This is a genomic window from Paenibacillus agaridevorans (genome assembly GCF_003112455.1).
Classification (GTDB): Bacteria; Bacillota; Bacilli; order Paenibacillales; family Paenibacillaceae; genus Pristimantibacillus; species Pristimantibacillus agaridevorans.
Genome location: NZ_BDQX01000026.1, coordinates 1 through 6,037, shown reverse-complemented (window position 1 = coordinate 6,037; position 6,037 = coordinate 1). Strand labels below are relative to the sequence as shown.

Below are 6,037 nucleotides of genomic sequence, written 5' to 3'. Positions count from 1 at the left end.
TCGAGTGTCTTCGTAACACACCAGTTGATAAAATATTATGATTGTGGCTCAATAAAATCCCTCCATTCCATTTTCAATAAAGACAAGTGTTCATACACTAATATATGATTCAATAAAAAAAATGCTATGGACAAATGGGGGGAAATAAATACATAGGTAATTTTTAATACCTGTTTACTAAATCGGAGATTTTCACTTTGATTGGAACACGGAATATTCATATCGTTGCACCAAAACATAACAAACAAGGAGCAAGATCCAAAGAGATCTTGCTCTTTGTTCTACATTTAGGGAAAGAAAATCCTAGGCTTCGACGAAGACCAGGATAAACTCCATAAGAAGAGGTTCTTCAGGACTGGAAGAGAACATACCCCGACATCGTTACATTCTCCAGCTATGATCAGCTATTGGAATGTCCGTTGGTCGATGCCATTTACGTGGCGACCCCGATGTTGATTCACGCCGATCAGGCGATTCAGGCGCTCCGCGCAGGAAAACACGTTCTGAGTGAAGTAATTGCCGCACATACCATTGAGGACAGTTGGAAGCTGATTGAAGCGGTGGAAGCGAGCGGCTTGAAGTACATGATGGCGGAAAATTATTGCTACACTCGCGAGAACCAAATGGTTCAGCAGATGGTTGACGCAAACGCCTTCGGCGAGATTACTTATGCGGAATGCGGATACATTCACGATGTCCGAAGTTTAATGCATGGAGCGGACGGGAGTTTGACCTGGCGTGGACAGTGTATACACGATTTTAATGCCTGTACATACCCGACCCATTCGTCGGTCCGATCGCCAAATGGCTCGGCATTCATCAACCGGGTGGTGATCGTTTCGAGGAATTTGTCACCTTCAATACGAAAAGCCGCTCAACGGCCAACTATTTTCGAGAAATGTTCGGATCGGATCACCCAGGCTCGCAGCCAGATTACTGGAAGCAGGGGGACAGCTCCACTACGCTTATCCGCACGAAGAAGGGCGTTGTCGTGTCGCTCCGCGTCGATATCCAGTCCGCTCGTCCACACAATATGGTGCACTATGGACTGCAAGGGACGGAAGGAGCGTATCTCGGACCACGATTCGATGGAGAGGATCCGCTCATTTGGCTGCGCAACGAGGGGTCATACACATCCGGGAACGACCCGAAATGGGATTCGTTATGGCATCATAAGACAAAATGGGATCATCCAGATTGGCGAGCATGGGAGAAAGAAGCTCTCCATACCGGACACGGCGGAGGTGATTTCTTCATTATCCGAGAGTTCGTCTCTGCCATCCTGGAGGACAGAAAGCCTGCGATCGACGTTTACGACGCAGTGACCTGGAGCTCGGTATTCGCGCTATCGTTGCAGTCGGTTTCTAATTGCGGTTCGCCAGTGGAGTTCGTCGATTTTTATGGAAAAAACTAAGATAATACCGGTTTGTCGGAATGAGTTCAGCAAAGCAGGCACTTTTAATAAACAAGGGATTGTTGACAGTAATTTCGTAGATGTCATGGCGATGGAAAAAATACATTGAGGTTTTTAGATTCGCAGTCACATTAAAAAAGTCAGGTTCACTTGGGATCCTGACTTTAGTTTTATTTGTAAAATCAACTTCGAAAACGAAAAATTTGATTATTATAAAATTACCAAGAGCACGTTGCAACGCCTCTTATAAGATGCCGTTCGCGAACTCAGCACGAATGGGGCAAAGCACAAAGAGCAAAATCTTTTAACTATTAAGCAATATCCGCTAGAGTTTCTCAATTGTGAAGTCCGTATAATATGAGAAGAATAGAGCGCTTACAAGAAAAAATCTTCAAATTTTTGACTGTGACGACAAACGACTTCTAGAGGGGGGATAAAGGAGGGCCATCTTGTTGATGAGGACTACGCCTGGACCGTAAGTTTGGTGGTACAAGAAACCCCTTGTCCCATCTGCCTCGGCGAATGCCGAGATGCTATGAATGAATGAATGAGGAGGGATTGTTCATGAAGGCGTCAAAAAAAGTTTCGTTTCTGGTACTGTCGCTTTTTATTCCATTGATGATATTTTTTTCTTCATCAGTTCCGGCTGCGAAATCCTACGAAATCGTTCCGCTCACAGATCCGGTTACAAATCCGGATACAACCGATGAGATCAATATTGACTTCCAGACCAAAGGTTCCCAAACGGCAGAAGGTTATCTGCCCGACAACGGGGATGTGTACGGCGAACGCGGGAATGGCTTTACGTATGGATGGACGCCGGGCATTGTCGGAGCCGCCAGAGATTACAGCTTAATCGAACCGGATCTTAAACTAGCAACCTTAAACCAATTTGGTCAAGGTATTATTTGGGAGATAGCTGTTCCGAACGGTAAGTATGAAGTGACGGTCAGCATAGGCGATATTCGGTACCCGGACCAAATCAAAGGGAAATTGTTGCTTTTGGCCGAAGAGACCGTCATTTTCGAAAACAAACAAATTGACGGTAAATGGGAACACGTGAAACCGGTTGGACAAACTTACGTTTCCAAAACGGTAGAAGCAGATGTGACTGACGGCAAACTGACCCTCGATCCGAAAGATACCGCCACGGAAAACATTAAGATCAACTATATTAATATCAAGTCGCTTGACGTACCGATTCCTATTGATCCCGTTGACCCCGGAAGTGAAGAACCGCTTCCGGACATTGATAGGACTCCCTTAACCATTGTTGCCTTTGGAGAAGAGGCGGAGTCGGATGTACCGCTGGTTAAAGCGGACAGTGAAGTCATGGCGCCTGTAAAATTCATAGCGGAACAACTTGGCGCTGATGTTGTTTGGAATGAGGAAAAGAATGCCGTTCTGATTAATTCCATGCCGGGCCAAGCTAGGCTCAAACAGCAGTCGACTCAGTTGATCGTGAACGGTTTGGAAATCAATCCGGACGTACGGCCTTTTGTCCTGGATGGCAATAGGATGCTTCCTGTTCGAGAAATATCCGAAGCCATGGGACTGGATGTCGCCTGGGATGAGGAAAGCCTGACGCTTTATATTAGTTTAAGGCACCATACGGAGCCTTCCAAGGAACTATACGGGTGGGCCTCCGTAGAGGCCGAAGGGCAGGACGGGACTAAAGGTGGCGGCGATGCCGAACCTCTAACGGTGACAACGCTGGAAGAACTGGAGCAACTGGCTGGCGACGACGTCCCGAGAGTTATCGTCGTTTCCGGAACAATCACGTCCGGGGTTGAACCTATCAACATAGGTAGCAACAAGACAATAACGGGGGATAACGAGTACGCGACCATCCGCGGCGGCATCGCCATAAACGATAGCAGCAACACCATCATTCGCAACTTGAACTTCCAAGGCATTTGGCCCATTTTCGGCCCTGCCGACGCGATCGCCGTGAGAAATTCTCATCATCTTTGGTTCGATCACCTGAACATCTGGGATGCCAGTGACGGCTTATTGGACCTCACCCAAGGCACCAACTACGTAACCGTCTCATGGAACAAGTTCTTTTACACCGATCCGGATAATCCTCACCGTCTGGTCAGCTTGAATGGCGGAGGCGCTGAACATGATGCTACCGACACAGGTAAGAACAAGGTAACCTATCATCACAACTGGTTCGCCAACAATACCGATCAGCGGATGCCTCGCGTCTTGTTCGGACAAGCGCATGCCTACAACAACTACTACACTGCCAGTAACAACAATTACGCCATTGGCGTAGGCGTCTTCGCGTCGATGCTGGTGGAAAACAACTATTTCAAGGACGTGAGAAATCCACACCAGTTTATGTACCCAGACCGTCGTCCGGCGTACATCACCGCTGCAGGCAATATTTATGACAACACAAGCGGATTAATGGAAACGGGAGCCGTTACGCCTGAGGGCTACAATAGCGTGGCGCCTTTTACCAATCCGCCCTACGCCTACGATCTGAATGATGCCGAGGATATTCCTTTTCTTGTCACTCGGTACGCCGGTCTAACGGTCAACAAGGACATGACAGCGCCAGAAGCACCAGTCATTGTAGATCCGGCAGAGTCAGCGGTATTTCGCACGCGTACGCCGAGCATAAGAGGAACGGCAGAACCGAGCAGCATCGTGACGATAACATTAACAGGCACTTCACCAGGATCGACAAAAAACAAAACGTTGACGACAACGGCTGACTCGAACAGTTCATTTAGTGTCGAATCAACAAGACTGAACAACGGAACGTATACCGTCACCGCAACGGCAACCGATGCTGCAGGCAATGTAAGCCACGCTTCGATCAATCGCTCATTTAGAATAAAAGGACAGGCTGACAAGAAGTAAATCAATAGAGGGTTTGAACGAGCAACCCCCGACTCCATATTCAGAGTCGGGGGTTTTCCCGTTACTTCAATTTTTCCATTTCCTGATCAACCGTTTGTTGCCCCAGTTCTTGTACCTCTCTTAGGATTGTATTGACATCTTTTTGCCCTGTTACAAGTTCAGTTACTTTATCATTCATTAAGTCAACGATGTGATCTTCTAATGGATGTAATTGACGCATTGGAGCATTTCCGTTCACATACACTGCGTCGAAGTTTTTATCTTGGTCTGGATGGTTTTCAAATGCAAGATCTTTAACCTGCTGTGATTTCAATGGAGAAATCTTTCCTTTTTTTGATACTTCCATTTGGAACTCTTCAGACGTTAAATATTTTAAAATTTGCATGGCCGGGTCTTTATTTTCGGAAATGGAAGTAATACCTGCATAGTTGGCGTAAGGTTGAGTGCCATTATCCGGAAGATCATTGAAGACCGGCATCGAAACCATGTCCCAGTTCAGCGGAAGTTGATCTTGCGAAACCGCGATCCATTCGGTTAAAAATACGTACATGGCGGCAACGCCTGCTGCTCCTCTAAAGTGATCATGACTTGGGAAATTTCCTTTAGCCATTGTCTGCACGCCAGGATTTCTGCTCAATTCAGTGAAGAGGTTAAGAATCCTCTTCCAATTATCGTTGTCTACCGTCACCTTGTTCGTTTCCGGATCAATGAAACCTTGCGATAAGGAATTCATGCGGAAGTAGTGCTTCGGAGACATCCAAAGTCCCATATACTGCGTTCCGTTTTCATTCCGATCGAATTGATGGGCGAGTGCAAACGTCTCCTCCCATGTCATGCCATCATTCGGGTATGGAATCCCGAATTTGTCGAATAAATCTCGGTTATAGTACAACACAAGAGAATCGTTAAAAATAGGAAGGCCGTAAAGTTGGTTATCAAACGTGGCAGATTCAATAAACCCCGGGGCAAACGAAGCTAAGTCAACTCCATGTTTTTTAGCCAGCTCCGCCATATCGAAAGTCAGCTTCATCGGTTCGTATGCATTCAAAAATCCACCGGCTCTTGTGAAGTAAATATCAAACTTTGTTTGAGCGGCTACTAGTTGTTCCAATGAAAGTCCTCTATTCGAAAAATGGTGAATCGTGTATGTAGGGAACTTTTTCTTCACGTAACTCCCTACATTTGCTTCAAATTCTTCATCGGAAAATATTGTAGAAAAAGTGATTTCGGCATTTTCCGGCGCCGGAGGTTCTGCTGTGGGATCATTACCGCCCGACGGGGTAACAGTACCCTCAGTATTAACAGTACCTTCAGTATTACCGTTAGTACAAGCTGCAAATAAACTTGAAATCATAATAATAACCAACAGCAGTCCCATTCTTCTTTTCAACATTTCGTTTTCCCTCCCTTAGTTTGAAGCGGATAATCCTAAAACCCGAATCAGCCCCCTTTCAAAGTCTGCGCCGCCGTCTGTAAGCGTATACAATGTATTTGACAATATTGTATAGGAGCGTTTCCATCAAAAATATACGGCTATAATCGTAAAATATAGGGCGATCGAATCTATTGTTGATTTGGGAAAGGAAGCGGCAGTAAAGGAGGGGATCAAACGTCTGGGTCATTGATGTCGCATTTGAAAAATTAGCGGCGAGTTTCTGGAGGTGAATGAGAAATCATTGAGGATTCGAGCTGGATCGGCGGGCGTTCTCCATCTGGAGCCCCCCCGCCAATCGATGGGGGGGGAGCGGG

General features: G+C 46.3%; 3 protein-coding genes and 1 pseudogene. 3 read left to right on the top strand and 1 reads right to left on the bottom strand.

What is annotated here, in order from left to right:
- Positions 1 to 377: 377 nt before the first annotated feature.
- From PAT3040_RS40480 to PAT3040_RS01520, 3 genes and pseudogenes are all read left to right on the top strand, one after another.
- Positions 378 to 773 (top strand): annotated as a pseudogene (locus PAT3040_RS40480) (Gfo/Idh/MocA family protein); the annotation flags it as partial.
- Entirely contained in the window at positions 767 to 1,414 is a 648-nt protein-coding gene (locus tag PAT3040_RS40475; RefSeq protein ID WP_507763360.1) for a hypothetical protein, read from the top strand. The pseudogene PAT3040_RS40480 and the gene PAT3040_RS40475, both read left to right, overlap by 7 nt.
- A 564-nt stretch (positions 1,415 to 1,978) precedes the next feature.
- Positions 1,979 to 4,288, top strand: a complete 2,310-nt coding sequence (locus PAT3040_RS01520; RefSeq protein WP_181376389.1) for a pectate lyase family protein — start codon at positions 1,979 to 1,981, stop codon at positions 4,286 to 4,288.
- 61 nt (positions 4,289 to 4,349) lie between these two features.
- Here PAT3040_RS01520 and PAT3040_RS01515 read toward each other — a convergent pair whose 3' ends face one another.
- The gene (locus tag PAT3040_RS01515) at positions 4,350 to 5,681 is read right to left on the bottom strand and encodes an extracellular solute-binding protein (RefSeq protein ID WP_108991258.1); all 1,332 of its coding nucleotides are present in this window, start codon (positions 5,679 to 5,681) and stop codon (positions 4,350 to 4,352) included.
- Positions 5,682 to 6,037 lie beyond the last annotated feature (356 nt).

Excerpts from the sequence above, each read along its gene's own strand:
- PAT3040_RS01515 (WP_108991258.1), bottom strand. The coding sequence starts at position 5,681 with ATGTTGAAAAGAAGAATGGGACTGCTGTTGGTTATTATTATGATTTCA.
- PAT3040_RS01520 (WP_181376389.1), top strand. The coding sequence starts at position 1,979 with ATGAAGGCGTCAAAAAAAGTTTCGTTTCTGGTACTGTCGCTTTTTATT.